Source organism: Saccharothrix mutabilis subsp. mutabilis (assembly GCF_039521145.1).
Classification (GTDB): Bacteria; Actinomycetota; Actinomycetes; order Mycobacteriales; family Pseudonocardiaceae; genus Actinosynnema; species Actinosynnema mutabilis.
This window is the reverse complement of the sequence record NZ_BAAABU010000005.1, coordinates 259,012-284,646: the sequence shown is the minus strand read 5'-3', so window position 1 is coordinate 284,646 and position 25,635 is coordinate 259,012. Positions and strand designations below refer to the sequence as shown.

At 72.4% G+C, this 25,635-nt stretch carries 23 protein-coding genes; 15 read left to right on the top strand and 8 right to left on the bottom strand.

The genetic code is table 11. The features are described from left to right. Position 1: 1 nt before the first annotated feature. The 3 genes from lspA (at position 2) to ABD126_RS15310 (ending at position 3,241) form a co-directional block, all read left to right on the top strand. Positions 2–616, top strand: coding sequence for a signal peptidase II (gene lspA, locus ABD126_RS15320; RefSeq protein ID WP_425542815.1), 615 nt, complete (start codon positions 2–4; stop codon positions 614–616). Beyond that, complete coding sequence (locus tag ABD126_RS15315; RefSeq protein ID WP_343934482.1) at positions 613–1,542, top strand: RluA family pseudouridine synthase; 930 nt, start codon at positions 613–615, stop codon at positions 1,540–1,542. The genes lspA and ABD126_RS15315 overlap by 4 nt, the downstream gene beginning before the upstream one ends. A 502-nt stretch (positions 1,543–2,044) precedes the next feature. Further along, positions 2,045–3,241 carry a multidrug effflux MFS transporter gene (locus ABD126_RS15310; protein ID WP_343934481.1) on the top strand — a complete coding sequence of 399 codons (1,197 nt, stop codon included), beginning with the start codon at positions 2,045–2,047 and terminating at the stop codon, positions 3,239–3,241. Here the strand turns inward: ABD126_RS15310 and ABD126_RS15305 are convergent. Next, positions 3,238–4,113 carry an AsnC family protein gene (locus ABD126_RS15305; protein WP_343934480.1) on the bottom strand — a complete coding sequence of 292 codons (876 nt, stop codon included), beginning with the start codon at positions 4,111–4,113 and terminating at the stop codon, positions 3,238–3,240. The genes ABD126_RS15310 and ABD126_RS15305 overlap by 4 nt on opposite strands. Positions 4,114–4,366: 253 nt before the next feature. On the opposite strand from ABD126_RS15305, the gene dnaE reads away from it, so the two are divergent. The 3 genes from dnaE (at position 4,367) to ABD126_RS15290 (ending at position 10,518) form a co-directional block, all read left to right on the top strand. Then, positions 4,367–7,903, top strand: a complete 3,537-nt coding sequence (gene dnaE, locus ABD126_RS15300; RefSeq protein ID WP_343934479.1) for a DNA polymerase III subunit alpha — start codon at positions 4,367–4,369, stop codon at positions 7,901–7,903. A 142-nt stretch (positions 7,904–8,045) separates the two neighbouring features. After that, positions 8,046–9,272 carry a cytochrome P450 family protein gene (locus tag ABD126_RS15295; RefSeq protein ID WP_343934478.1) on the top strand — a complete coding sequence of 409 codons (1,227 nt, stop codon included), beginning with the start codon at positions 8,046–8,048 and terminating at the stop codon, positions 9,270–9,272. Then, positions 9,259–10,518: an adenosylmethionine--8-amino-7-oxononanoate transaminase gene (locus ABD126_RS15290; protein ID WP_343934477.1), complete on the top strand. Its 1,260-nt coding sequence runs from the start codon at positions 9,259–9,261 to the stop codon at positions 10,516–10,518. Before ABD126_RS15295 ends, ABD126_RS15290 begins: the two co-directional genes overlap by 14 nt. A gap of 104 nt (positions 10,519–10,622) precedes the next feature. On the opposite strand, the gene ABD126_RS15285 is transcribed toward ABD126_RS15290, so the two are convergent. Further along, positions 10,623–10,862, bottom strand: a complete 240-nt coding sequence (locus ABD126_RS15285; RefSeq protein ID WP_343934476.1) for a glutaredoxin family protein — start codon at positions 10,860–10,862, stop codon at positions 10,623–10,625. Between the two features lie 60 nt (positions 10,863–10,922). Between ABD126_RS15285 and bioD the strand changes: the two genes are divergently transcribed. From bioD to ABD126_RS15265, 4 genes are all read left to right on the top strand, one after another. Beyond that, entirely contained in the window at positions 10,923–11,639 is a 717-nt protein-coding gene (gene bioD, locus ABD126_RS15280; protein ID WP_343934475.1) for a dethiobiotin synthase, read from the top strand. Positions 11,640–11,733: 94 nt separating this feature from the next. Continuing rightward, positions 11,734–12,750 (top strand): biotin synthase BioB, encoded by a 1,017-nt coding sequence (bioB, locus tag ABD126_RS15275; protein WP_343934474.1) that lies wholly within the window; start codon positions 11,734–11,736, stop codon positions 12,748–12,750. 17 nt (positions 12,751–12,767) lie between these two features. After that, positions 12,768–12,959 (top strand): biotin synthase auxiliary protein BsaP, encoded by a 192-nt coding sequence (bsaP, locus tag ABD126_RS15270; RefSeq protein ID WP_343934473.1) that lies wholly within the window; start codon positions 12,768–12,770, stop codon positions 12,957–12,959. A gap of 83 nt (positions 12,960–13,042) precedes the next feature. Continuing rightward, positions 13,043–13,633: a DUF2567 domain-containing protein gene (locus ABD126_RS15265; protein WP_425542826.1), complete on the top strand. Its 591-nt coding sequence runs from the start codon at positions 13,043–13,045 to the stop codon at positions 13,631–13,633. 40 nt (positions 13,634–13,673) lie between these two features. Here the strand turns inward: ABD126_RS15265 and ABD126_RS15260 are convergent, their stop codons facing one another. From ABD126_RS15260 to ABD126_RS15250, 3 genes are all read right to left on the bottom strand, one after another. Next, positions 13,674–15,098 (bottom strand): MFS transporter, encoded by a 1,425-nt coding sequence (locus tag ABD126_RS15260; RefSeq protein ID WP_343934471.1) that lies wholly within the window; start codon positions 15,096–15,098, stop codon positions 13,674–13,676. Positions 15,099–15,464: 366 nt separating this feature from the next. Next, entirely contained in the window at positions 15,465–16,130 is a 666-nt protein-coding gene (locus ABD126_RS15255) for an LON peptidase substrate-binding domain-containing protein (RefSeq protein WP_343934470.1), read from the bottom strand. Next, on the bottom strand, positions 16,127–16,816 hold the full coding sequence (locus tag ABD126_RS15250; RefSeq protein ID WP_343934469.1) for an NUDIX hydrolase: 690 nt from the start codon (positions 16,814–16,816) through the stop codon (positions 16,127–16,129). Before ABD126_RS15250 ends, ABD126_RS15255 begins: the two co-directional genes overlap by 4 nt. A gap of 63 nt (positions 16,817–16,879) precedes the next feature. On the opposite strand from ABD126_RS15250, the gene nadA reads away from it, so the two are divergent. The 3 genes from nadA to nadC are packed head-to-tail and all read left to right on the top strand — an operon-like array spanning position 16,880 to position 20,342. Further along, the gene (gene nadA, locus ABD126_RS15245; RefSeq protein ID WP_343934468.1) at positions 16,880–17,899 is read left to right on the top strand and encodes a quinolinate synthase NadA; all 1,020 of its coding nucleotides are present in this window, start codon (positions 16,880–16,882) and stop codon (positions 17,897–17,899) included. Continuing rightward, positions 17,896–19,515 carry an L-aspartate oxidase gene (locus tag ABD126_RS15240; protein ID WP_343934467.1) on the top strand — a complete coding sequence of 540 codons (1,620 nt, stop codon included), beginning with the start codon at positions 17,896–17,898 and terminating at the stop codon, positions 19,513–19,515. The genes nadA and ABD126_RS15240 overlap by 4 nt, the downstream gene beginning before the upstream one ends. Beyond that, complete coding sequence (gene nadC / locus ABD126_RS15235) at positions 19,512–20,342, top strand: carboxylating nicotinate-nucleotide diphosphorylase (RefSeq protein ID WP_343934466.1); 831 nt, start codon at positions 19,512–19,514, stop codon at positions 20,340–20,342. The genes ABD126_RS15240 and nadC overlap by 4 nt, the downstream gene beginning before the upstream one ends. Positions 20,343–20,636: 294 nt before the next feature. Here the strand turns inward: nadC and ABD126_RS15230 are convergent, their stop codons facing one another. Together ABD126_RS15230 and ABD126_RS15225 are read right to left on the bottom strand one after the other, a co-directional pair. After that, positions 20,637–21,464 carry a DUF2382 domain-containing protein gene (locus ABD126_RS15230; protein WP_343934465.1) on the bottom strand — a complete coding sequence of 276 codons (828 nt, stop codon included), beginning with the start codon at positions 21,462–21,464 and terminating at the stop codon, positions 20,637–20,639. Between the two features lie 127 nt (positions 21,465–21,591). After that, entirely contained in the window at positions 21,592–22,365 is a 774-nt protein-coding gene (locus tag ABD126_RS15225; protein ID WP_343934464.1) for a carbon-nitrogen hydrolase family protein, read from the bottom strand. A gap of 29 nt (positions 22,366–22,394) precedes the next feature. On the opposite strand from ABD126_RS15225, the gene ABD126_RS15220 reads away from it, so the two are divergent. Together ABD126_RS15220 and ABD126_RS15215 are read left to right on the top strand one after the other, a co-directional pair. Then, on the top strand, positions 22,395–23,942 hold the full coding sequence (locus ABD126_RS15220) for an ABC transporter substrate-binding protein (protein WP_343934463.1): 1,548 nt from the start codon (positions 22,395–22,397) through the stop codon (positions 23,940–23,942). A 48-nt stretch (positions 23,943–23,990) separates the two neighbouring features. Beyond that, the gene (locus tag ABD126_RS15215; protein WP_343934462.1) at positions 23,991–25,163 is read left to right on the top strand and encodes an aminotransferase class V-fold PLP-dependent enzyme; all 1,173 of its coding nucleotides are present in this window, start codon (positions 23,991–23,993) and stop codon (positions 25,161–25,163) included. On the opposite strand, the gene ABD126_RS15210 is transcribed toward ABD126_RS15215, so the two are convergent. Then, entirely contained in the window at positions 25,160–25,615 is a 456-nt protein-coding gene (locus ABD126_RS15210; RefSeq protein ID WP_343934461.1) for a GNAT family N-acetyltransferase, read from the bottom strand. The two genes, ABD126_RS15215 and ABD126_RS15210, sit on opposite strands and share 4 nt — an antisense overlap. Positions 25,616–25,635 lie beyond the last annotated feature (20 nt).

The following is a 25,635-nucleotide window of genomic DNA, read 5'->3' as shown; positions in this document are numbered from 1 at the left end:
GATGCTGGACAATGGGCCGGTGAGCACCGAGTCCAACGCCGAGCCCGCCGAGCCCGCGGCGGCGACGCCGGTCGAGAAGCCGCTGCCCCCGAAGCGGGTGTGGTTGCTGGCCGCCATCGCCCCCGTCGTCTTCGCGCTGGACCTGGTGACCAAGGTCATCGCGGTGCAGCAGTTGGAGGGGCAGCCGCCGGTCGAGCTGTTCGGCGGGCTGGTCTACCTGTCCTTCCTGCGCAACTCCGGCGCGGCGTTCGGCATGGCCGAGGGCTACACGGTGATCCTCGCGCTGATCGCGTGCGGCGTGGTCGGGTTCATCCTGTGGATCGCGCGCAAGCTGCGGTCCGTCGGCTGGGCGATCGGCCTGGGCCTGGTGCTGGGCGGCGCGGTGGGCAACCTCGCCGACCGGATCTTCCGCGGCCCGGGACCGCTGCGCGGGCACGTCGTGGACTTCGTCTCCGTGGTCGAGCCCTACGGCGCGTTCTTCCCGGTGTTCAACGTCGCCGACTCCGCCATCTGCGTCGGCGGGGCCGTGATCGTGCTGATGGCGATCCTGCAACGCGACTACGACGGGACCCGCGTGGAGAAGAAGTCGGCCGCGTCGCCGGAGAAGAAGGCATGAGCGGCTACCGCACGCTGCCCGTCCCCGACGGGCTGGACGGGATGCGCGTCGACGCGGGCCTGGCGAAGCTGCTGGGCCTGTCCCGGACCGCCGTCGCGGCGCTGACCGAGTCCGGGGACGTCGTGCTGGACGGGCGTCCGGCGGGCAAGTCCGACCGGCTGGTCGCGGGCGCGTGGCTGGAGGTCACCCTGCCCGAGCCGGAGCGGCCGGTGCAGGTGCAGGCCGTGCCCGTGGAGGGCTTGATCGTCCTGCACGAGGACGACGACGTGATCGTGGTGGACAAGCCGGTGGGCGTGGCCGTGCACCCCAGCCCCGGCTGGACCGGGCCGACCGTGGTCGGCGGCCTGGCGGCGGCCGGTGTGCGGATCGCCACGTCCGGCGCGGCCGAGCGGCAGGGCGTGGTGCACCGGCTCGACGTCGGCACCACCGGCGTGATGGTCGTCGCCAAGAGCGAGCACGCGTACTCGGCGCTCAAGGCGGCGTTCAAGGAGCGGACCGTCGAGAAGCTCTACCACGCGCTGGTGCAGGGCCACCCCGACCCGATCCGGGGCACCATCGACGCGCCGATCGACCGGCACCCCAAGCACGACTACAAGTTCGCCGTGATGGCCAACGGCAAGCCCAGCATCACCCACTACGAGGTGGTGGAGGCGTTCCGGGCCGCGTCGCTGCTGGACGTGCACCTGGAGACCGGGCGCACCCACCAGATCCGCGTGCACTTCTCGGCGCTGCGCCACCCGTGCGTCGGCGACCTGACCTACGGCGCGGACCCGGTGCTGGCCAAGCGGCTGGGCGTGACCCGGCAGTGGCTGCACGCCCGGACGCTCGGGTTCCACCACCCGGCGGACGGCCAGTGGGTCGAGTTCACCAGCGAGTACCCGGCGGACCTCGCCGGAGCGCTGGAGATCCTGCGCGCGGAGGGCTGACCTCCCCCGATCACCGCCTCCCCGACCAGGTCGCGTTCGCGTAACGTTCTGATCAACGGCACGTCGACCAGGGGGAGGTACGTGTGGTGTCCACGCACCACGGCGATGCGGATCTCACGCCGCCGCAGGGTTTCCCGCGCGCGGAGGACCCGGACGGGTTCACCGTGGCGCCGGCGGTGATCGGCGGCGACCTGCCGGGAGCCCCACCGGCTCCCGCACCGCCCCCGACCGCCGGCCACCAGCCGCACGCCCGCCCGCCCGGCCCCGACGTTCACGGCCCCGGTGTCCACGGCCCCGGTGTCCACGGCCCCGGTGTCCACGGACCTGGGGTCCGCGGCCGGGAGGCCCACGGCCCTGGCGTCCGCGGTCGGGAGAAGGCCGAGGAGGCACCCAAACGGTCGTTCTTCGGCAAGTTGCTTCGCCGGAACGGGTGACCACGCGCATCTCGGCGGCGCGTGGTCCCTCCACTCCTGCGTAGCTCCGAGTGGAACCGGGGGGATCCATGAGGACGAGGCTCGTTCTGCTGTTGGGCGCGTTGTGCCTGCTCGGCCCGTTGTCCATCGACACCCACCTGCCGGCGTTCCCCGCCATCGCGGAGGAGTTCGGCGCGGGGCAGTCGGAGGTCCAGTGGTCGCTGGCGACGTTCATCATCGGCATGTCGATCGGCCAACTGGTCGTGGGCACCCTGTCGGACTCGTGGGGCCGCCGCCGGCCGCTGCTGTTCGGCGTCGCGCTCTACGCGGTGGTGTCCCTGGTGTGCGCGGCGGCCCCGTCGGCGGGCGCGCTGGCGGCGTTGCGGCTGGTCCAGGGGTTCAGCGTGGCGTCGGGGTTCGTGGTGGCGCTGGCGATCGCGCGGGACCGGTTCGAGGGTCTGGCGATGGCGCGGTTCATGTCGCTGCTCATGCTGACCAACGGGTTGGGGCCGGTGCTGGCCCCGGTGCTGGGCGGTCAGCTGCTGCGGGTTATGACGTGGCGCGGGACGTTCGTGGTGCTGGCGCTGGTCGCGGTGGTGCTGTTCGCGGTGCTGGCCTTCGCGCTGCCCGAGACGCTGCCGCCGGAGAAGCGGCGGCCCACCCAGTGGCGGCCGACCGTGCGGGTGTTCGGGGCGCTGCTGGCCGACCGGGCGTTCCTCGGGTACGCCCTGGCCTCGGCGTTGGCGCTGGGTGCGCTGTTCGGGTACGTGGCCGGGGCGTCGTTCGTGCTCCAGGGCGTGTTCGGGTTGTCGCCGCAGGGGTTCAGCCTGGTGTTCGCGGCCAACGCGGTGGCGATCTTCGTGGCCGGGCTGCTGAACACGGCGTTGACCGGGCGGGTGGTGCCGAAGGCGCTGCTGCGGCTGGGGTTGGCGATGGGCGCGGTCGGCGGGCTGGGGCTGGTGGCGACCGGCCTGTTCGGCGGTGGGCTGGTGGCGTTCCTGGTGCCGTTGTTCGTGGTGACGACCAGCGTGGGGGTGCTGACGCCGAACGCGGCGACGCTGGCCATGGCCCGGCACGCGGAGGCGGCGGGCAGCGCGTCGGCGGTGCTGGGCGTGACGCGGTTCGTGGTGGCGGGGCTGATGGCCCCGCTGGTGGGGGTGAGCGGGTCCGCGAGCACCGGGCCGATGATCGCCGTGATGGCGTGCTCCACCACGTTGGCGCTGGTCGTCGGGGTGGTGCTCACCAAGGGTGACGCGGGCATCACCCGGGAGGCGGCGGTCGCCTAGTCCTCGACCACCCAGACCAGGGTGTTCAGGTCGGTCTCCGGGCGGGAGCTCCAGCGGATCGACGTGACGCGGGTGTTCTCCGGGAGGATGTAGACCGTGTGGCCGCCGGCGGTCTCGCCGGGCTGGACGCCGATCTTGTGCGGCGGGCGGGAGGAGAGGGAGACCGGGGCCTTGCCGACCGTCTCGCCGGTGTTGGTCATCAGGACCAGGTACATGTCCGGCAGCGCGTTGAAGGGCACGGTGCCGATGTTGTTCAGCTCGGTGTGCACGACGACCGCGCGCTCGCCGTCGGCGAGCTTGTAGCCGGCCGCGGTGAACAGGAAGTCCGCCGGGTCCACGACCTCGACCAGCTGGATGGTGAAGCGCGCGCCTTCCAGGCCCTCGGTTTCGAGGGTGCTGCCGACCTTGCCGGTGCGGGACCGGGGCGCGGGGGCCTGCTCGCCGCGGGCCCAGCCGGACGTGCCGGGCACGCCCCAGGTGTTCTGGGGTTCCGGCACGGGCACGGGTCCCGAGTGCACCGGGACCGGGCCGGACTGGGCGGGGAACGGGCCGCTGGGCGGGCCCTGGCGGTAGGGGCCGGAGACCGTGCCGGGCGGCTGCGGGTAGGGGCCGCTGGGGGTGCCGCGGGTCGCGCCGGCGGGGCCGTTGTAGTTGCCCCAGGCGACGCTGTTGGCCAGGGCCTTGCGGATGCCGTTGGGGTCGCACTCGACGCCGACGAGCAGGGGCAGGCCGCTGCCGGACAGGGTGATCAGCCTGGTCGCGGCTTCCCGGGGGTCCATCCCCAGCCGGGCCGCGATCTCGTGCACGGCGGCGCGCCCCATCTCGGCGAGCATGGCCAGGAGACGGGCGTCGACGGGATCCGGCGCTACCACACGGGGAACGCTACCCGTCCGACAAGATCCGCGCCCCATCGCCCCGCCGCCGATCACCGGATCGACCCATCCGCGCGGGTCGGTCGCCGGAAGTCGCGACATGCCCGGCGCGGTCCGCGGTCCGGCGATCCGGCGGGTGGAGAATCGGGTTCGCGGAGGGTCCCGGGCCGTGTCCGGCCGGCGCGCGAGATGTAGGGTCGGAGGCAGTCTTGCCCGTGCCTTCCCACCGGGCAGTTTCGATCTTCGAGGAGGCATGGTGGCGGACTCGTTTGTGCACCTCCACGTGCACACCGAGTACTCGATGCTCGACGGCGCGGCGAAGCTGAAGGACATGTTCGCCGAGTGCGAGCGCCTCGGCATGACCGCCGCCGCCATCACCGACCACGGCAACATGTACGGCGCCTACGACTTCTTCAAGCAGGCGACGGCGGCCGGCATCAAGCCCGTGGTCGGGATCGAGGCCTACATGGCGCCCGACTCCCGGTTCAACAAGAAGCGCGTCCTGTGGGGCGACCCCGGGCAGAAGGCCGACGACGTCTCCGCCAGCGGCGCTTACACGCACCAGACGATCTGGGCCCGGAACAACGAGGGCCTGCACAACCTGATGAAGCTGTCCAGCCGCGCCTCCACCGAGGGCCAGCTGGGCAAGTGGCCGCGCATGGACGCCGAGCTGGTCGCCGAGCACTCGGCCGGCCTGATGGCGACCACCGGCTGCCCGTCCGGCGAGGTGCAGACCCGGCTGCGGCTGGGCCACGAGAAGGAAGCGCTGGAGGCCGCCGCCAAGTGGCGCGACATCTACGGCGCCGAGAACTTCTTCGTCGAGCTGATGGACCACGGCATCGAGATCGAGAGCCGGGTCCGCGGCGGCCTGCTGGAGATCTCGAAGAAGCTGGCCATCCCGTTCGTCGTCACCAACGACAGCCACTACACCTACGCCGAGGACCGCGAGGCCCACGACGCGCTGCTGTGCGTGCAGACCGGCAAGACCCTCCAGGACCCGACCCGGTTCAAGTTCGACGGCTCGGGCTACTACCTGAAGTCCCCCGCCGAGATGCGCGCGATCGACTCCTCCGACGCCTGGCAGGAGGGGTGCCGCAACACCCTGCTGGTGGCCGAGAAGGTGGACACCACCGGCATGTTCGCCTTCCAGAACCTCATGCCGCGCTACCCGATCCCGGACGGCAAGACCGAGGCCGAGTACTTCCGCGAGCAGGTCTGGGAGGGCATGCGCCGCCGGTTCCCGGAGGGCGTGGACGAGGTCCACGAGAAGCAGGTCGAGTTCGAGATCGGCGTCATCCTCCAGATGGGGTTCCCCTCCTACTTCCTGGTGGTCGCGGACTTCATCAACTGGGCCAAGGAGAACGGCATCCGCGTCGGTCCGGGCCGCGGGTCCGCCGCGGGCGCGCTGATCGCCTACGCGATGGGCATCACCGACCTGGACCCGCTCGCGCACGGCCTGATCTTCGAGCGGTTCCTCAACCCCGACCGCGTGTCGCCGCCCGACATCGACATCGACTTCGACGAGCGCCGGCGCGGTGACGTGATCCGCTACGTCACCGAGAAGTGGGGCCAGGACAAGGTCGCCCAGGTGATCACGTTCGGCACCATCAAGGCGAAGGCGGCCATCAAGGACTCCGCCCGCGTCCTGTACGGCCAGCCCGGCTACGCGGTGGCCGACCGCATCTCCAAGGCGATGCCGCCCGCCGTGATGGGCAAGGACATCCCGCTGTCCGGCGTGTTCGACCCGGCGCACAAGCGGTACTCCGAGGCCGCCGAGGTCCGCGCGCTCTACGAGACCGACCCGCAGGTCAAGGAGATCATCGACACCGGCCGCGGCCTGGAGGGCCTGATCCGCAACGCGGGCGTCCACGCCTGCGCGGTGATCATGTCCGCCGAACCGCTGATGGACCACATCCCGGTGTGGATGCGGCCCCAGGACGGGTCGATCATCACGCAGTTCGACTACCCGACGTGCGAGACGCTCGGCCTGCTCAAGATGGACTTCCTGGGCCTGAGCAACCTCACCACCATCGACGACGCCCTGAAGAACATCAAGCTCAACGGCAAGGGCGACGTCGACATCACCCAGGTCCCGCTGGACGACAGGAAGACCTACGAGCTGCTGGGCCGCGGTGACACCCTGGGCGTGTTCCAGCTCGACGGTGGCGCGCTGCGCGACCTCCTGCGCCTGATGCGCCCGGACAACTTCGAGGACGTCTCCGCCGTCATCGCCCTGTACCGGCCGGGCCCGATGGGCGCGAACTCGCACACGAACTACGCGCTGCGCAAGAACAAGCAGCAGGAGATCGTGCCCATCCACAAGGAGCTCGAAGAGCCGCTGGCCGAGATCCTGGACACGACCTACGGCCTGATCGTCTACCAGGAGCAGGTCATGGCGATCGCGCGGAAGGTCGCGGGCTACTCGCTGGCCCAAGCGGACCTGCTCCGCCGCGCGATGGGCAAGAAGAAGAAGGAGATCCTCGACAAGGAGTTCGAGGGCTTCGAGAAGGGCATGCTGGACAACGGCTACTCGCCCGAGTCCATCAAGACGCTGTGGGACATCCTGGTCCCGTTCGCCGACTACGCGTTCAACAAGGCGCACTCCGCCGCCTACGGCCTGATCGCGTACTGGACCGCCTACCTGAAGGCGAACTTCCCCGGCGAGTACATGGCCGCCCTGCTCACCACGAACTCCGACAACAAGGACAAGTCGGCGATCTACCTCGCCGAGTGCCGGCGCATGGGCATCACCGTGCTGCCGCCGGACGTCAACGAGTCCGAGCGCGAGTTCGTCGCGGTCGGCGACGACATCCGCTTCGGCCTGGGCGCGATCCGCAACGTCGGCGCGAACGTGGTCGAGGCGATCATCAAGGCGCGCAAGGAGAAGGGGAAGTTCGTCGACTTCTCCGACTTCCTGCGCAAGGTCGACGCCACGGTCTGCAACAAGAAGGTCGTGGAATCGCTGATCAAGGCGGGCGCGTTCGACTCGCTGGGCCACCCGCGCAAGGGCCTGCACATGATCCACGTCGAGGCGGTCGACGCGATCATGGTCACCAAGAAGGAGGAGGCCCGCGGCCAGTTCGACCTGTTCGGCGACGGCGGCGGCGACGACGGCGCGGGCAGCGCCTTCGACGTGAAGATCCCCGACGAGCAGTGGGAGCCCAAGCACCAGTTGACGCTGGAGCGGGAGATGCTGGGCCTGTACGTGTCCGGCCACCCGCTCAACGGGGTCGAGCAGGTGCTGGAGTCCTATTCGGACGCTTCCATCGCGCGCATCCTGGAAGGCGACGTCCCGGACGGCACGCAGGTCACGCTGGGCGGCATCCTCGCGTCGGTGACGCGGCGGGTGAACAAGAACGGCGAGCCGTGGGCGTCGGCGCAGCTGGAGGACCTCGCCGGTGGCATCGAGGTGTTGTTCTTCCCCAAGAGCTACATGGTCCACGGCATGTCGGTCGCGGAGGACGCGATCGTGCTGGTCAAGGCGCGGGTGGCCAAGCGGGAGGACCGGATCTCGCTGATCGCCAACGACCTGGTCGTGCCGGACCTGTCGGAGCTGGGCGCGCAGGCGTTGAAGCTGAAGGTGCAGGCGGCGCGGTGCGACCCGAAGCTGGTGACGTCGTTGAAGGAAGTGCTGCGGGCGCACCCCGGGACGACCGAGGTGCACCTGAACCTGATCATCAACGCCAGCCGGAACACGGTGCTGAAGCTGGACGACGCGTTGCGGGTCAGCCCGACGCCGTCGCTGATGGGTGACCTGAAGGCCCTGCTGGGTCCGGGCTGCCTGGGCTGACGGCGCCGGTCTCGCGGGCGTGGACCACGCGTCCCGCGACGGACCCCGCTAGGCCGATCGAGTGACGTTGTGACGAAGTGGGCACTCTCCGATTCCCACGAGCGTTGAGTAAACAGAGTTAACTCAACAGGAGGGTTGCACCATGGGGGAGACCGCGAGGGGTCCGCTCGTGATCGACCAGGAGTACTTCGAGGACCCGCACAGCGTGCACGCGCGCCTCCGGGAGGAGTCCGCCGCGACGCGGATCGTGCTGCCGCGCGGGTTGCGGGTCTGGCTGGTCACCCGGTACGAGGAGGCCCGCTTCGCGCTGGCCGACCCGCGCTTCGCCAAGGACCACGCGAAGACCAACGAGCTGGCCGTGCGGCACTGGACGGGTGAGGGCGACCCGGTGATGTTCGACCAGTCCCTGGTCCGGCACATGCTCAACACCGACCCGCCCAACCACACCCGGCTGCGCAAGCTGGTCACCAAGGCGTTCACGCCCAAGCGGGTCGAGGCGCTGCGCCCACGCATCCAGGAGATCACCGACGAGCTGCTCGACGCCGCCGCCGGCCGGGGCGAGGTGGACCTGGTCGAGGCGCTCGCGTTCCCGCTGCCCATCACGGTCATCTGCGAGCTGCTCAACGTCCCGCTGGACCAGCGCGACGACTTCCGCCGCTGGTCGAACATCCTGGTCGCGGGCAACCAGCCGGAGCTGATGCACGAGGCCGGCGCGGCGATGGCGGGCTTCCTCGCGGGCCTGGTCGCCGACAAGCGGGCCAACCCGGGCGACGACTTCTTCTCCGCCCTGGTGCACGCCACCGAGGACGACGACCGGCTGGACGAGGTCGAGCTGATCTCGATGGCGTTCCTGCTGCTGGTCGCGGGCCACGAGACGACCGTCAACCTGATCGCCAACGGCGTGTTCAACCTGCTGCGCCACCCCGACCAGCTGGAGAAGCTGCGCGCGGACCGGTCGCTGCTGCCCGGCGCGATCGAGGAGTTCCTGCGCTACGAGGGGCCGGTCAACCAGGCGACCTTCCGCTACACCACCGAGGACGTCCAGGTCGGCGACGTGCTGATCCCCGAGGGCCACTTCGTGCTGGTGTCGCTGGTCGCGGCGAACCGGGACGGGGCGCGGTTCCCCGACGCGGACTCCTTCGACATCACCCGGCCGGCGGGCGGGCACCTCGCGTTCGGGCACGGCGTGCACTACTGCCTGGGCGCGCCGCTGGCCCGGCTGGAGGGCGAGATCGCCGTGGGCTCGCTGCTGGACCGGTTCGACGTCGCCCTGGCCGCCGAGCCGGAGACCCTGCGGTGGCGGGAGAGCACGCTCATGCGCGGCCTGTACTCGCTGCCGGTTAGCCTTTCGGACCGTGGAGCGCACTGAGCTGCTGAAGCTGGACCAGGCGCACGTCTGGCACCCGTACGCCCCGATGCCGGGCACCCACCAGCCGTTGGTCGTCGCGTCGGCGGAGGGTGTCCGGCTGCGGCTGGACGACGGGCGCGAGCTGGTCGACGGCATGTCGTCGTGGTGGGCGGCCATCCACGGCTACCGCCACCCGGTGCTCGACGCCGCCGTCCGCGACCAGCTCGACCGGATGAGCCACGTGATGTTCGGCGGGCTCACCCACGAGCCCGCCGTGGCGCTGGCGAAGAAGCTGGTCGACATCACGCCCGAGCCGCTGGAGCACGTGTTCCTGTGCGACTCGGGCTCGGTGTCGGTCGAGGTCGCGGTCAAGATGTGCCTCCAGTACTGGCGGTCGCGGGGCCGTCCGGAGAAGCGGCGGCTGCTGACCTGGCGCGGCGGGTACCACGGGGACACGTTCCAGCCGATGTCGGTGTGCGACCCCGAGGGCGGCATGCACGCGCTGTGGCGGGGCGTGCTGCCCGACCAGGTCTTCGCCGGCCCGCCGCCGCGCGACCTGGAGACCGACTACGTCGAGGAGCTGGCGCGGCTGGTCGAGCAGCACGCCGACGAGCTGGCCGCCGTGATCGTGGAACCGGTGGTCCAGGGCGCGGGCGGCATGCGCTTCCACGACCCGCGCTACCTGCACGTGCTGCGCGAGCTGACCCTGGCGCACGACGTGCTGCTGGTCTTCGACGAGATCGCCACCGGGTTCGGCCGCACCGGCGAGCTGTTCGCCGCCGACCACGCGGGGATCAGCCCGGACGTGATGTGCGTCGGCAAGGCGTTGACCGGCGGTTACCTGTCGATGGCGGCGACGCTGTGCACGGCGCGGGTGGCCGACGGGATCTCCCGTGGCGAGGTGCCGGTGCTGGCGCACGGGCCGACGTTCATGGGCAACCCGCTGGCGTCGGCGGTCGCTTCGGCGTCGATCGACCTGTTGCTGTCGCGCGACTGGCGCGCGGAGGTGGCCGGGATCGAGGCCGGGTTGCGGGAAGGCCTGGCGAACGCGCCGGGTGACGTGCGGGTCTTGGGCGCGATCGGCGTTGTGCAGTTGGACCACCCCGTGGACATGGCGGCGGCGACCGCGGCGGCCGTGGACCACGGGGTGTGGCTGCGGCCGTTCCGGGACCTGATCTACACCATGCCGCCGTTCATCAGCACCCCCGACGACGTGGCGACGATCTCGGCGGCTGTGGTCGCAGCCGCCGAGGCTGCCTCGAATTGACCTGCCTTACGACAGGTCGGCTCGGCCGCTTGGAGGTCGGGCTGTCGCGGCCGAGCGTCACGCGCGCGGCGGGGTCGAGCCCCGGTTGAAGCTGCTCCCGGCCATCAGACCTCGATGGCCTCGGCCAACTGGGTGTTCGTCGGCTCCACGAGGACCTTCCCGTCGGGCAGCACGACCACCGGGATGTTCTTCCGGCCGCCCGCGATCTCGATCGCCTTGTCCCGCGCGGCGTCGTCGTGTTCGACGTCGACCTCGGTGAACGCCACCCCGTGCTCCCGCAGCCAGGCCTTCGCCCGGCGGCAGTCGCCGCACCAGTCCGCACCATAGAGAACGATCTCAGCCATGTGAGTGAGCGTAGAGCGCTGCCGGTCGTCACGGTGCGTGCAGTCGTAGGGTGAGCACCCGTGAGCGTCCTCGTGATCACCGGAACGGGCACCGAGGTCGGCAAGACGGTGACCGTAGCCGCCCTGGCCGCCCTCGCGGTCGCCGACGGTCGCCGGGTAGCCGTGCTCAAGCCCGCGCAGACCGGGGTCGCGGACGGCGAGCCCGGCGACCTGGCTGAGGTGACCCGTCTCGCGGGTCCCGTCACCACCCGTGAGCTGCGGCGTTACCCCGAGCCCCTGGCGCCGGCGACGGCCGCGCGGCGGGCCGGGCAGCCCAGCGTGCACCCGAGCGAGGTCGCCGCGGCGGCCGTCGAGCTGGACCAGGCGCACGACCTGGTCCTGGTGGAGGGCGCGGGCGGGCTGCTGGTGCGCTTCGACGACGAGGGCACGACCATCGCCGACGCCGCGTGGGCGCTCAACGCGTCCGTGCTCGTCGTCGCGCAGGCCGGCCTGGGCACGTTGAACGCGACCGCCCTGACCGCCGAGGCCCTGCTGCGGCGGGGCCTGGAGTCGGTGGGCGTGGTCGTCGGCCGCTGGCCCGCCGAGCCCGACCTCGCGGCCCGGTGCAACCTGCTCGACCTGCCCGAAGCCGCCGGCGCGCCGCTGCTGGGCGTGCTGCCCGACGGCGCGGCCGGGCTGGGGCGCGACGAGTTCCTGGCCGTCGCGCGCGAGGGGCTGTCGCCGTGGTTCGGGGGCACGTTCGACCCGGAGAAGTTCGCCGCGCCACACGTTTGTTGACCGTGTCAGTGACGTACGTCGCTGGGTGGGGGGCGCGGGTCTGCGGCAGACTGACCGCCGGACCACCGCCGGACGACCCCCTGGGAGAACCACCGTGACCGCAGCCCCCGAACAGGTCGATGTCCTCGGCGTTGCCCGTGAGCAGGTGCTTCAGCGCGGTGTCGGCCTGTCCGAGGAGCAGGTGCTCGCCGTGCTGACCCTGGGCGACGACCGCATCCCCGAGCTGCTGGAGCTGGCCCACCAGGTCCGGATGCGCTGGTGCGGGCCCGAGGTCGAGGTCGAGGGCATCGTGTCGCTCAAGACCGGCGGCTGCCCCGAGGACTGCCACTTCTGCTCGCAGTCCGGGCAGTTCCCGTCCCCGGTGCGCTCGGCGTGGCTGGACATCCCCGGCCTGGTGCGCGCCGCCCGCCAGACCCGCGACACCGGCGCCACCGAGTTCTGCATCGTGGCCGCCGTGCGCGGCCCGGACAAGCGGCTGCTCTCGCAGGTCCGCGACGGCATCAAGGCGATCCGCGAGGACGGCAACGACATCCAGATCGCCTGCTCGCTGGGCATGCTGACCCAGGAGCAGGTGGACGAGCTGGTCGCGATGGGCGTCCACCGCTACAACCACAACCTCGAAACCGCGCGCTCGCACTTCCCGAACGTCGTCACCACCCACTCCTGGGAGGAGCGGTGGGACACGCTGAAGATGGTGCGCGAGGCGGGCATGGAGGTGTGCTGCGGCGGCATCATCGGCATGGGCGAGACGCTGGAGCAGCGCGCGGAGTTCGCCGTGCAGCTCGCCGCCCTGGAGCCGGACGAGGTGCCGCTGAACTTCCTCATCCCCAACCCGGGCACGCCGTACGAGAACTACCCGGTGGTCGAGGGCACCGAGGCGCTCAAGACCGTCGGCGCGTTCCGCCTGGCCCTGCCCCGCACGATCCTGCGCTTCGCGGGCGGCCGGGAGCTGACCTTCGGCGACCTGGGCGCGAAGCAGGGCATGTTGGGCGGCGTCAACGCGATCATCGTCGGCAACTACCTGACCAACCTGGGCCGCCCGGCGCAGGAGGACCTGGACATGCTGGAAGAGCTGTCCATGCCGATCAAGGAACTGAGCAAGACCCTGTGACCGGGCGGGACGCGGTGATGACGGCTGTGTACTGCGGCTACTGCGGCAAGGAGCTGGCGGGCGCCGACCACGCCCCGTGCGCCAAGCGGCTGCGGGTGATCGACCCGCCGCGGTTCTGCTCGGCGTGCGCCCGGCGGATGGTCGTGCAGGTGACGCCGGCCGGCTGGACCGCGACGTGCAGCCGGCACGGGGAGATCGCCTCGACCTGACCCGGTCCGCCGTCGCTGGTGTTGTGGGCACGCGCGGTAACCTGCCCTGCGTCGGGTCGTTCGGGCAGGGGAGGTCGTGCGTGGTGGCGGAACAACCGGTGGACGAGCGCGCCGCGCCCGTGCGCGTGCCGCCCGTCTTCGTCTACCGCTACCTGCCGCCGCGGCCCCGGGTCGTGGTGAAGCGCGACCTGCTGCCCGGGTTCGCGGTGCTGTCCACGATCGCCCTGCTCGGCCTGCCCGTCGGGTGGCTGTGGGCCCGGCTCGCGCCGCCGCAGAACGTGGTGGTGGCCGACGACGGCGCGCTGGTGCCGGTGACCGGCGAGAGCTACCACCGGCTGGACGGGCTGATGCTGTTCGTCCTGATCGGGTTGGGCGCGGGGCTGCTGACCGGGATCGCGGTGTGGCTGCTGCGCGAGCGGCGCGGCCCGGTGGTGATGCTGGCGGCCACCGGTGGCGGCGCGCTGGCGGCGTACCTGGGGCAGCGGACCGGGATCGGGTCGGCGGCCGGCCGGTACGCCCTGGAGGCCGCGCCCAAGGTGGGGGACTCGATCGCCTTGGCCCCGGTGCTGGAGACCTGGTGGGGCGTGTTGGCGTGGCCCTTGGGCACGGCCTTGGCGTACGGCTGCCTGGCGGCGTGGAACGGGTTGGACGACCTGGGTCGCCGCCTCGGTTAGCCGGTGGGGCCGTCGGTTCTCCGGCGGAGGTCCGCGGGGCTCATGCCAGTTCCCTCCCGAGCGTCTCGGGCAGGCCGAGCAGCGCGAGCACGGCGATCCCGTACGCGACCGCACCGAAGATCATCGCGCCGCCCACGCCCATCGTGCTCGCCATGAACCCGACCAGCGCCGGGAACAACGCGCCGACCGCGCGGCCGAAGTTGTAGGTGAAGCCCTGGCCGGTGCCGCGCAGCGCCGTCGGGTACAGCTCGGCGAGGAACGAGCCGAAGCCGCTGAAGATCGCCGACGTGCAGAACCCCAGCGGGAAGCCGAGGAAGAGGATGACCGTGTTCGCGCCCTCGGGGACCTGGGTGTAGAGCACGATCAGGATGGCCGACAGGAAGGCGAAGAGGGCGAAGGTCTTCTTGCGGCCGAGGCGGTCGGTCAGGTAGCCGCCGGTGACGTAGCCGATGAACGCGCCGGAGATCAGGAAGGCGAGGTAGCCGCCGGTGCCGATGACGGTGAGGTCGCGTTCCTTCTTCAGGTAGGTGGGGAGCCAGGTGGCGAGGGTGTAGTAGCCGCCCTGGACGCCGGTCGCGAGGAGGGCGGCGAAGAAGGTCGTGCGGAAGGTGCCGGCTTTGAAGATGGCGGCGAAGGAGCCCTTGTTCTTGGTGGTTTCGCGGCGCTCGGTGACGTGCGGGGCGTCTTCGACGTTGCGGCGCAGGTAGATGATCAGGACGGCCGGGAGTGCGCCGGTCCAGAACAGCACGCGCCAGGCGACGTCCTGCGGGAACAGGTTGAACACGAGCGTGTAGACGAGGACGGCGAGCGCCCACCCGACCGCCCAACTCGACTGGACGAACGCGACCGCCCGGCCGCGGTAGCGCGGTTTGCAGTACTCGGCGACGAGGATCGCGCCGGCCGCCCACTCGCCGCCGAAGCCGAGTCCTTGGAGGGCGCGGAAGATCAGCAGGGTTTCGTAGCTGGTCGCGAAGCCGCAGAGGACGGTGAAGACGGCGTAGGTGATGACGGTGATCATGAGGGTGCGGACGCGGCCGATGCGGTCGGCCATGATGCCCGCGATCACGCCGCCGAGGGCGCTGACCAGGAGGGTGACGGTGGTCAGGAGGCCGGCTTGGCCGGTGGAGATGCCGAAGTAGGCGGTGATGGCGACCAGGCTGAGGGGGAGGACCTGGAAGTCGTAGGAGTCCAGACCCCAGCCGCCGGCAGCCCCGACGAAGGCCCGCTTGCCCTTCTTGCCGAGGGTCCGGTACCAGGCGAAGGCCCCGGTGTCGTGGCCGGTGCCGGTGGCAGTGTCGCGGCTGGTGCCGGTGGCGTGGCCGGTGCCGGGGCCGGTGGCGTGGCTGGTGCCGGTGGCGTGGCTCGGGGCGGTCTCCGCGGTGGCTTTCGCTGTGGCGGCGGTGGTTTTCGCGGTGGTCGTGTTCGCGGTGGTGTCGGCGGTGGTGTCCGCGTCGTGGCTGCTCATGTCGACTCTCACCTCGCAGCTCGTGGGTGTGCGGTGCCGGGGTTCGGTGCTGACTGTGCGCTGCACCACACGGTAGGGGATTGTTGAACAATCCGACTAGGGGGCAATAGGATTAATCAACACGAGAACAGCCGGCGGCCACCCAGCCGGCCCGACGCAGGCTGAAAGGGCTGGCGGGCCGACCGGTCGGGTTGGCGCGCTCGCGGCTCCGCGGGTCGGCGGCTGCGCGGGTCGGCGGCTGCGCGGGTCGGCGGCTGCGCGGCTCGCCGGCGGCGGCTGGCGGCGCTCGGCCTGCCGTGCCTCGATCAGCCTCCGCGGCAGCCCGTAGTCCGCCGCGTGGTCGACCGGAGTCCGACCCGTGCCGTGTCAGTTGCGGTGGGGGAGGTGGCCCAGTTCTGCCAGGGGAGCCGGGACCGCGTGCAGCGCCGTGATGATGCCGGCCTCTCGGTGCATCGCCCGCCGCACCATCCGCAGCCGCCGCGCCTCCGACCGCTCTTCCAGCAACCGCTGCCGATCCTCCAACGTCAGCAAGCAGTCATTCGCCAACACGTAGGCCAGCACGTCCGAAGCCCCGACCTCCGGATCGTCCTCGAACGCCGCCCGCCGGTACCGGCTGAACGCCGCCCGCGCCCGCTCCTCCAGCAACGGCAGCATTTCCGCCACCTCCGGCGGCGACGCGACGTCCTCCACCCACTCCACCGTCCCCATGAGGTACGGCGCGCTCTCCGTGTCCACCGACACCAGCCTGAACCGCCGCCCACCCCGGCACGACAGGTCGAACCGCCCGTCCGGCAACGGCTTCGCGTCGTGCAGCAGCGCCTCGCACCCCACCGTGTGCAGCGCGGTCGCGTTGCCGGGGCCCACCTCCCAGCCCTGGCGGATCGCGACGACGCCGAAGCTCTGGTCGGGCAGCCGGCCCGTCACCAGGTCCACCGTCAGCTGCCGGTACCTGGGCTCGAACACGTGCAGTGGCAGCGACGTCCCCGGCAGCAGCACGGTGCCCAACGGGAACAGCGGGAGCGTCGTCGTCACATGCCCAAACTACGGCCGGCCGGTGGCCGCAGCACGGCGAACGGGTCGGTCACCCGCATTTCCCCCGACACGAACCGGAACAACGCCGCCGGCCGCCCACCCGAGGGTCCCACCGGCGCGACCCCGCCCGTCGGCTCCAGCAACCCCCGCCGCGACAGCACCCGTTGCAGGTTCGTCGCCGACACCTTGTACCCCAGCGCCGCCGAGTACAGCGACCGCAGCGCGGAGATCGTGAACGACGGCGGCGCCAGCGCGAAGCCCAGGTTCGTGTACGACAGCTTGGCCGCCAACCGGTGCCGCGCCCGCTTGATGATCGCCTCGTGGTCGAACGCCGTCGGCGGCAACGCGTCCACCGGGTGCCACGCGGTGTCCGAGGGCACCACCGGGTCCGTGTCGGACGGCACCAGGCCGAGGAACGCCGTCGCCACCACCCGCGGCCCGGGTACCCGCGTGGGCGCGCTGAAGACCGCGAGCTGCTCCACGTGCGAGAGCTGTCTCACGTCCACCTTCTCCGCGAGCTGGCGGCGGATCGACGCCTCCACGTCCTCGTCCGCCCCGAGTCCGCCGCCGGGCAGTGACCAGCGGTGAGCGTGCGGTTCCCGCGCGCGCTCCCACAGCATGACCTGGAGTGATCCGTCTCTCACCTGGAGCACTGCGGCCAGTACCTCATGTCCCGCGAGACCCACTTGGCTGATACTATCGGCCACGTTTTCGCCCGGAAGGCGAAAACCTGGCTCAAGGAGGACACGATGGTCGCTACCGCCTACGTGGAGCGAACCGCCGACGGTGCGTACGACGGCATCGCGCCGGACGCCGCGTGGCGGGACGAGGTGCTGGAACTGGCGCGCAAGCAGGACGCCGTGATCCTCGCGCACAACTACCAGCTCCCCGAGATCCAGGACATCGCCCACCACACCGGCGACTCGCTGGCGCTCAGCCGCATCGCGGCGGCCAGCGACGCGTCGACCATCGTGTTCTGCGGCGTGCACTTCATGGCCGAGACCGCGAAGATCCTGGCCCCGCACAAGACCGTCCTCATCCCCGACGAGCGCGCCGGCTGCTCGCTGGCCGACTCGATCACCGGTGAGCAGCTGCGCGCCTGGAAGGCCGAGCACCCGGGCGCGGTCGTCGTGTCCTACGTGAACACGACCGCCGAGGTGAAGGCCGAGACCGACATCTGCTGCACCTCGTCGAACGCGGTGGACGTCGTGCGGTCCATCCCGGCCGACCGCGAGGTCCTGTTCCTGCCCGACCAGTTCCTCGGCGCGCACGTCAAGCGCGAGACCGGTCGGGACAACCTGCGCATCTGGGCCGGCGAGTGCCACGTCCACGCCGGCATCAACGGCCCCGAGCTGGCCGAGCGCGCGGCGGCGAACCCGGACGCCGACCTGTTCATCCACCCCGAGTGCGGCTGCGCCACCTCGGCGCTGTACCTGGCGGGCGAGGGCACCGTCCCGGCGGAGAAGGTCAAGATCCTCTCGACCGGCGACATGATCACCGCCGCCCGCCGCACCAGCGCGAAGTCGGTGCTCGTGGCGACCGAGGTCGGCATGCTGCACCAGCTGCGCCGCGCCGCGCCGGAGATCGACTTCCGCGCCGTCAACGACCGGGCCTCGTGCCGGTACATGAAGATGATCACCCCGGCCGCCCTGCTGCGCTGCCTGCGCGAGGGCAAGGACGAGGTCTTCGTCGACCTCGACACCGCGCGGCGCGCGCAGGGCGCCGTGCAGCGGATGATCGAGATCGGGCAGCCCGGCGGCGGCGAGTGAACACCCCCGTGTGGGAGGCCCGGGCCGACCTCGTGGTCGTCGGCACGGGGGTCGCGGGTCTGACGGCCGCGCTGCGCGCGCGGGAGCTGGGACTGCGGGTCCTGGTGGTCACCAAGGCCGAGCAGGGTGACGGCAACACCCGGTGGGCGCAGGGCGGCGTGGCCGTCGTGCTGCCCGGCGAGCACGACGAGGGCGACACCGTCGAGGCGCACGTCCGGGACACCCTGGTGGCCGGCGCGGGGCTGTGCGACGAGGACGCCGTCCGGGCGATCATCGCGGACGGGCCGGCGGCCGTGGCGCGGCTGCGCGAACGCGGCGCGGTGTTCGACTCCGGTGTGGACGGTCGGCTCGCGCGGACCCGCGAGGGCGGGCACAGCGCGTTCCGCGTCGTGCACGCCGGCGGCGACGCGACCGGCGCGGAGGTCGAGCGGGCGCTGCTCGCGGCGGCCGGCGACGGCCGGGTCCCCGTGCTGGAGAACCACATCGCGGTGGACGCGGTGCGCACCCCGCTGGGGCAGGTGTGCGGGCTGCTCGTGCTCGACGGCGGCGGCGTCCCGGGCGTGCTGACCGCGCCCGCCGTGCTGCTGGCCAGCGGCGGCCTCGGGCAGCTCTACCAGGCGACCTCCAACCCGGAGGTGGCCACCGGCGACGGGCTCGCGCTCGCCCTGCGGGCCGGCGCGGCGGCGGCGGACGTGGAGTTCGTGCAGTTCCACCCGACCGTCCTCTACACCGGGCGCGGCGCGCGCGGCCGGTGCCCGCTGGTCACCGAGGCGGTGCGCGGCGAGGGCGCGGTGCTGGTCGACGCGACCGGCGCGCGCGTGATGCGCGGCGTGCACCCGCTGGAGGACCTGGCCCCGCGCGACGTGGTGGCGGCGGCCATCACCCGGCACATGGCGAGCGCGCCCGGCGGCATCGACGACCACGTCTTCCTCGACGCCACGAGCATTTCCGACTTCGCGCGGCGGTTCCCGACGGTGCACGCGGCGTGCGTCGCGGCGGGCATCGACCCGGCCACCGATCCGATCCCGGTGGCCCCGGCGGCGCACTTCGCGTGCGGCGGCGTGGTGTCCGATGTGGACGGACGCACCGGCGTGACCGGTCTCTACGCGGCCGGTGAGGTCGCGCGGACCGGCCTGCACGGCGCGAACCGGTTGGCGTCCAACAGCCTGCTGGAAGGCCTGGTGGTCGGCACCCGTGCCGCCGAGGCGGTCGCGAGCGACCTCGCGCTGGGCCTGCTGGCCAAGTGCACCGGCACCGCCGAGCTGCCCGTCGCGCCGGTCGCCGACCGGGACGCGTTGCAGCGCGTCATGAGCCGGTACGCGGCGATCGGGCGCGACGCCGAGGGCCTGGCCGTCGTCGGCTCGGTGCTCGACCTGTCCACTGTGGACCGACGCCTGGACACCCGGGAGCTGGTGGAGGACGCGGCGCTCACCGTGGCCGCGCGGGCGCTCATCGCGGCGGCTGCCGCGCGCACCGAGTCGCGCGGTTGCCACGTCCGCACCGACTTCCCGCGGCGCGACGACGTGAACTGGCTGCGCAGCCAGGTCGTCCGGCTCACCCCGTCCGGCCAGCCCGTGCTGGCGGACCCCGTCACGACCGCGAGGGGAGTGGCATGACGCTCGACCCGGACGACGTGCGCCGCGTCATCGAGACGGCGCTCGCCGAGGACCTGCGCTACGGGCCGGACGCGACGACGGAGGCCACCGTGCCCGCCGACGCCGTGGCCGTCGCCGAGCTGACCCCGCGCAAGGCGGGTGTGCTGGCCGGCATCCCGGTGGCGGAGGAGGTGTTCCGGCACGTCCTCGACGTCGAGGTGCTGGAGCGCAAGCACGACGGCGACAAGGCCGTGCCCGGCGAGCCGGCGCTGGTGGTGCGCGGGCCGGTGCGCGGCCTGCTGACCGCCGAGCGCACCGCGTTGAACCTGCTGTGCCACCTGTCCGGCATCGCCACGCTCACCGCCGCGTGGGTGGACGAGGTCGAGGGGACGAAGGCGAAGATCCGCGACTCGCGCAAGACCCTGCCCGGCCTGCGGCTGTTGGAGAAGTACGCGGTCCGGTGCGGCGGCGGCGTGAACCACCGGCTGGGCCTCGGGGACGCGGTGCTGATCAAGGACAACCACGTCCAGGCCGCCGGTTCGGTGCGCGCGGCGATGGCCGCCGTCCGGGCGCACGCCCCGCACCTGCCGTGCGAGGTCGAGGTGGACTCGCTGGAGCAGCTGGCCGAGGCCGTGGCCGAGGGCGCGGAACTGGTGCTGCTGGACAACTTCAGCGTCGCCGAGTGCGCGGAGGCGGTGCGGCGGGCAGGGGGCGTGGCACTGGAGGCCTCCGGCGGGCTGACGTTGGACGTGGCGCGGGCGTACGCCGAGACGGGCGTGGACTACCTGGCGGTGGGCGGCCTGACCCACTCGGCCCCGGCCCTCGACCTGGGCATGGACCTGCGCTGACCCGACCCGACGTGTGACGCGACCCGGCACGTTTCGGGCGGGCTTGGCTCGGCCCGGCACATGTCGGCGGCCGGCGGCTCGGCCCGGGCCGGGACGGCGGGAGTGTGACGGCGGGTGTGTGACGGCGGGTGGCGGCCCGGCCCGGTGCGGGGCCGCCACCCGCCGGCTCGGCCGGTCGCGGGGCGTGGCCTCCGGCCCCCGGTTCCATTCTCCCACCGGGTACCGACAAAAGCGCCGCCGCGCGGTCGGCCGCCTCGGCGCGCGGTCGGTGCGGGACCGGGCGCCGAGAGCTTGTCAGCGGTTGCGCGGGTCGCGCGGGTCGCGGGGGATGCGGCCCTCCGGGTGTTCGACGTCCACCCGTTCCTTGCGCACCTCGCCGCCGACCTTCTGCTGCTCGGTCACGGCCTCCTTCTCCAGCCGGACCCGCTCCACCGCCTCGGCGTGCTTGTCCACCACCGGCTCCTGCCGGCGCAGCGAGACCTCGGCCTCCTCGTCCGCGAACGGGCGGCTGCCGTCGGGCCCGTCGGCGGGTTCGCGCACCACGCGCACTTCTTCGTGGGTCACCGGGACGGTGACGTCGCGGTGCTCGGTCACGGTGTGCTTGACCAGCCGCACGCGCCCGGCCTCGACGTCCCGGGTGCCGACGTCGAGCTGCTCCTCGTACCGGGTCACCGAGTCGCCCCGGTCCCGCGCCGCGCGCTCGTCGGTCAGCTTGCCCGCCATCGACTCCCGGCCGCGCGTCCCGGTCTCCGGCCCGCGCGTCCCGTGCTTGCCGGGCAGCCTGTCGTGCTCGCCGGACCGCACGCCGGGGATCATCCCGTAGTGCCGGTACAGCTCCTCCTGCTGCGCGTCGGACATGTGCTGGTCGTCGGTGTCGATCCGGGGCGCGTCCTTGACCTGCTGCTTGTCCACCGGGACGACGATGTGGCCCTTGCTGACCTCCGCGTCCTGGATCGGGACGAAAGACTCCTTCATGCCGAACAGGCCGGTGTGCACGGACGCCCACATCGGGCGGCCGTCCCGGTCGTCCAGCCACACCTGCTTGACCGACCCGATCCGCTCACCGTGGGCGTCGAGGACGTCGCAGTCGTACAGCCGGTCCACTTCCGCCTGGTTGATCATGGGTTCACCCTTCGCATGGTCCTGTGCTGCGAGGACGGGGTTACCCGTGACCTGGGCGAGTCCACGATCCGTCACTCGGACGTGGCGCAACGTCCCTCGAAAGGGATTCGGGTCCCTCGGGGAGCGGTCAGAGCCTCCGGTTGGCCAACACCGGGAGTGCGCGCCGGGCCTGGTCGACCGCCTCGACCTCGACCTCGGCCACCAACAGGCCAGGCTCGCCGCCCAGCTGCCCGACCACCGCGCCCAGCGGCGACGCCACCGTGCTGAACCCCACGCCCGTGGGGGCGCCGCCGTGGTCCACGCCCGGGTCGGCCTGCCCGCACGCCAGCACCCACGACGTGCAGTCCAGCGCCCTGGCCCGCACCAGCAGCTCCCACTGCTCCCGCTTGCCCGGTCCCGCGCCCCAGGACGCGCACAGCAGCACCGCCGCGGCGCCCTGGTCGGCCAGCGCCCGGAACAGTTCGGGGAACCGCACGTCGTAGCAGGTGGCCAGGCCCAGCGTCAGGCCGTCCACCTCGACCACGACCGGCTTCGCGCCCGGCGCGACCGTCCGCGACTCCTCGAACCCGAACGCGTCGTACAGGTGGATCTTGTCGTAGCCCACGTGCAGCCCGCCGCCGGTGACCAGCAGCGTGTTGGCCACCCGCCCGTCGGGCGCGGGCGTGAACATGCCCGCCACGACGATGACCCCGGCCTCGTCGGCGATCTCCCGCACGGCCGTGGCCCACGGCCCGTCCAGCGGCTGCGCCACCGGTCCGAGCGGCACGCCGAACCGGCACATCGTCGCCTCCGGGAACACCACGACGCGGGCGCCGGCGGCCCGCGCCACACCGGTGCGCACCAGGTCGAGGTTGGCCACCGGGTCGGTGGAGGAGTTGATCTGGCAGAGCGCGACACGCATGCCGCCCACTCTAGGTAGTGTCGGGTCTCGTGCGCTCCCTGTTGCCCCCGCTCGTACTAGTCGCAGTCCTCGCCGCCTCCGGGTGCACTGGGACGACGACACCGAGCGCCGAGGGCACCGCGGACGGCAGCTCGATCGTCCTGGCCGACAACGCCGAGCCGACCACGCTCAACCCGTTGCTGGGCTACGGCCGCGACGGCGTCTCCAAGCTCTACGACGGCCTGGTCGAGCACCGCGCGGACCGCACCCTGCGCCCCCGCCTGGCCGCCGACCCGCCGCAACCCTCCGCCGACGGCCTGACCTGGACCGTGCGGCTGCGCGACGACGTGAAGTTCACCGACGGCACGACCTTCGGCCCCGAGGACGTCGTCGCGACCTACCGCGCCCTGCTGGACCCGGCGCGCGGCTCGACCGAGCGGACCGCGTTCGCCGCGCTCACCGGGGTCGAGCAGCTCGACGTGCACACCGTGCGGTTCGCGCTGGCCAAGCCGTGGGCGGCGTTCCCGCACCAGCTCGTGCTCGGCGTCCTGCCCAGCGAGGCGCTGGACGGCGTGGCCCTCAAGGACGTCAAACCGGTCGGCACGGGCCCGTACAAGCTCGCCGACTGGCGCAGGGGCGACCGGATGGTGCTGGAGTCCAACCCGGCCCACTTCGGCGGCGAACCCAAGATCCGCAAGCTGACCGTCGTCTTCGTGCCCGACGACAACACGCGCGCCCAGCGCCTCCAGGCGGGCGAGTTCGACGGCGCGGAGCTGCCGCCCCGCCTCGCGGCCGGGTTCACCGGCGCCGGCGGCATGCGCGTGGTCACCCACCGGTCCACCGACCTGCGCGGCATCACGCTCCCGGCCGGCCCGGTCACCGGCGACCCGGCGCTGCGGTTGGCGTTGAACCACGCGGTGAACCGCAAGGGGATGGTGGACAACCTGTTGGGCGGCAAGGGGACGCCGGCGAGCACCCCGATCCCGGACACGCTGCCGGAGTTCCACGACCCGACGGCGGTGTTCACCCACGACAAGGCGCAGGCGGAGCTGCTGCTGGACCAGGCGGGCTGGGTGCGCGGCGCGGACGGCCTGCGGGCGCGCGACGGCGTCCCGGCCCGGTTCACGCTCATGTTCCCGATCGGCGACGTGGTGCGGGCCGACCTGGCGACGGCGTTCGCGGCGGAGGCCAAGGCGGTCGGCGTGGACGTGCAGCTGGCGGGCCTGAGCTGGGAGGCCATCACGCCCCGGCTGGGCGCGGACGCGCTGGTCCACGGCGGCGGCAGCCCGTTCGACCCGGACCTGACCGCCTACCCGACCCTGCGCGGCCCCAACCCGTGGGGCTACGCGAACCCGCAGGTCGACGCCCTGCTGGACACCGGGCGGACGCTGCTGGACCCGGCGCAGCGGGCGGCGGCGTACCGGCAGCTGCAACGGGCCTACCTGGCCGCGCCCGCGATGGTGGTCGTGGCGGCGGTGCAGCACACGTACGTGGTCCGTGAGAACTGGACCGGCTACCAGGAGGTCGTGGACCCGTACACGCACGGCCCGCTGTCGTGGGGGCCGTGGTGGAACCTGGAGCTGTGGACGCCCCGCTAGCCGTCGTGTAGACGGGACTGTGAGCCGAACACACCCTTGGGGGCCACAGTGATCGACCCAGCCGTCGTCCGCGCCGACACGCCCGGCGCGAGCGCCAAGGTCTTCCTGGACTCGGCGGGCTCGTCCCTGCCGCCGCGGCCGGTGCTGGACGAGGTGGTCGGGCACCTGCGCCGGGAAGCCGAGATCGGCGGGTACGTGGCCGCCCGGGAGCGGGCGGACGACCTGGAGGCCGGGTACGGGGTCTTCGCGTCGCTGATGGGCGCGCACCCCGACGAGGTCGCGTTCACCGACAGCGCCACCCGGTCCTGGCTGGCGGCCTTCGACGCCGTCCCGCTGGGCCCGGGGGACCGGGTGCTGGTGACGGAGGTCGAGTACGGGGGCAACGCGATCCCGATCCTGCACCGCGCCCGCGAGGTGGGGTTCGAGGTGGTGACCGTCCCGTCGGACGCGGTCGGCCAGGTCGACGTCGAGGCCCTGCGGGAGCTGCTGGACGAACGGGTCAAGCTCGTCTCGCTGGTGCACGCGCCCACCAACGGCGGCCTGGTGAACCCGGCGCGCGAGGTGGCGTCGGCGGCCCACGAGGTGGGCGCCCTGGTGCTGCTGGACGCCTGCCAGTCGCTCGGCCAGCTGCCCGTGCGCGCCGACGAGCTGGGCGTGGACATCATCTCGGCGACCGGCCGCAAGTGGCTGCGCGGCCCGCGCGGCACCGGCGTCCTCGTGGTGCGCCGCTCGGCGGCCGACCGGCTGCGGCCGAGGCTGGTGGACCTGCACAGCGGCGAGTGGGTCGGCCCCGACGAGGTCGAGCTGCGCGAGGACGCCCGCGTGTACGAGCTGTGGGAGACCAGCGTCGCCGACCGGCTGGGCCTGATCGCCGCTGCCCGCTACGCCCTGGACCTGGGCATCGACGCGATCGCCGCCGAGGTGCGGTCGCGCGCCGAGCGGCTGCGGGCGGGTCTGCGCGAGGTGCCCGGCGTGGAGGTGCGGGACATCGGCGCGCGGCTGTCGGGCATCGTGACGTTCACCGTCGAGGGCCGCGACCCGGTGGCCGTGCGCGACGAGCTGGCGCGCCACGACGTGGTCGCGACCACCAGCCACCTGACCTCGACCCGCATCGACATGACCCGGCGGGGCGTCGAAGGGGTGGTGCGGATGTCCCCGCACTACTTCGTCTCGCCGGAGCAGGTGGACCGCGCGGTCGAGGTCGTGGCGGCTCTCGGCTAGCGCAGGGTGGTGTGGAGGACGACGTACTCGACGTCGGCCTGGTGGCGGCCGGTCTCGGTGAAGCCGAGGCGGCCGGCCAGGCGCAGGCTGCGTTCGTTCCAGGACTGCACGACGATGCGGACGCGGTCCACGCCCGAGGACCGGAGGTGGTCGAGCACCGCGCCGGCGAAGGCGGGGCCGTGGCCCCGGCCGACCATGGCCGGGTGCATGCCCACGCCCAGGTCCACCGCGTCCGGTTCCTCCGCCAGGCCCGGGACGCGGGCCTCCTCGCCGACGCACAGGAAGCCCGCCAACGAGCCGTCCCGGGCGTCCACGACGGCTGAATAGCCCTCTTCGGGCTCGTACAGGCCGTCTTCCGGGCGGGAGTCGTAGACCGACCAGCGGCCGGAGTAGCGCCAGGTGGTGATGTCGGTCGCGTGGGAAGTGGTGAGCGGGGTTACTACGAAGTCCACGGGGTGAGATTGGCAGAAGA

Excerpts from the sequence above, each read along its gene's own strand:
- ABD126_RS15315 (WP_343934482.1), top strand. The coding sequence starts at position 613 with ATGAGCGGCTACCGCACGCTGCCCGTCCCCGACGGGCTGGACGGGATG.
- nadC (WP_343934466.1), top strand. The coding sequence starts at position 19,512 with ATGACGCTCGACCCGGACGACGTGCGCCGCGTCATCGAGACGGCGCTC.
- ABD126_RS15295 (WP_343934478.1), top strand. The coding sequence starts at position 8,046 with ATGGGGGAGACCGCGAGGGGTCCGCTCGTGATCGACCAGGAGTACTTC.
- nadA (WP_343934468.1), top strand. The coding sequence starts at position 16,880 with ATGGTCGCTACCGCCTACGTGGAGCGAACCGCCGACGGTGCGTACGAC.
- ABD126_RS15225 (WP_343934464.1), bottom strand. The coding sequence starts at position 22,365 with ATGCGTGTCGCGCTCTGCCAGATCAACTCCTCCACCGACCCGGTGGCC.
- bsaP (WP_343934473.1), top strand. The coding sequence starts at position 12,768 with ATGACGGCTGTGTACTGCGGCTACTGCGGCAAGGAGCTGGCGGGCGCC.
- ABD126_RS15285 (WP_343934476.1), bottom strand. The coding sequence starts at position 10,862 with ATGGCTGAGATCGTTCTCTATGGTGCGGACTGGTGCGGCGACTGCCGC.
- ABD126_RS15260 (WP_343934471.1), bottom strand. The coding sequence starts at position 15,098 with ATGAGCAGCCACGACGCGGACACCACCGCCGACACCACCGCGAACACG.
- ABD126_RS15230 (WP_343934465.1), bottom strand. The coding sequence starts at position 21,464 with ATGATCAACCAGGCGGAAGTGGACCGGCTGTACGACTGCGACGTCCTC.
- lspA (WP_425542815.1), top strand. The coding sequence starts at position 2 with ATGCTGGACAATGGGCCGGTGAGCACCGAGTCCAACGCCGAGCCCGCC.
- ABD126_RS15310 (WP_343934481.1), top strand. The coding sequence starts at position 2,045 with ATGAGGACGAGGCTCGTTCTGCTGTTGGGCGCGTTGTGCCTGCTCGGC.
- dnaE (WP_343934479.1), top strand. The coding sequence starts at position 4,367 with ATGGTGGCGGACTCGTTTGTGCACCTCCACGTGCACACCGAGTACTCG.